Genomic DNA, 555 nt, shown 5'->3' on the forward strand with positions numbered 1-555 from the left:
CGCCCGTCCGCTATTGCGGCGCGGGCAGCGTACTCAGCGGGTACCCGCATGCAACCGCGCTACGCGGGTTTCCCTGAAAACTGCAGACCCTGCGGTCGCCCAGTACCTGGTGAGGGGCCGCTACGTCGAGGAGACCATCATCAGGGAGATCGTCGACGAGATCCCGGAGGGCACTCCGCCTGCTGGAGTCGATCCGCGACCCGCCCGAGGAAACTGACCCGGGATTCCCGGATGGCGTTGGTATCGGCAGGTTCTCAGCGTTCCGGCGCATACGCGCGGCCAGGTGGTCGAGGAGGAACAGGCTCTCGAGCCACTTCGGGACCCTGGCTTGCTTCGTCGGTGACTGTCCCGGCTTGGGGATGTTCCGCGGCGGATTGAGCGTCGCCGCCCCGGGGTAGTCGGCGGGGGAACGAACGCACCACCCACCGACCACGGCCCCACCCTTTTCGCCGATGCCGGCGCCGAGGTGCATCCCATCTACTCGACGAAGGGTTGGGCGATGACAGGCAAAGGTCAGATGGCGTTGGCCGTGGGTGCGGGTTACATGCTGGGCCG

1 pseudogene is annotated in these 555 nt (G+C 67.2%); it reads left to right on the plus strand.

Features of this window, described 5'->3' with window-relative positions:
- Positions 1-217 (plus strand): annotated as a pseudogene (locus MLGJGCBP_RS52010) (hypothetical protein); the annotation flags it as partial.
- Positions 218-555: the final 338 nt, after the last annotated feature.

The organism is Rhodococcus sp. T7 (genome assembly GCF_009872365.1).
Taxonomy (GTDB): Bacteria; Actinomycetota; Actinomycetes; order Mycobacteriales; family Mycobacteriaceae; genus Rhodococcus_F.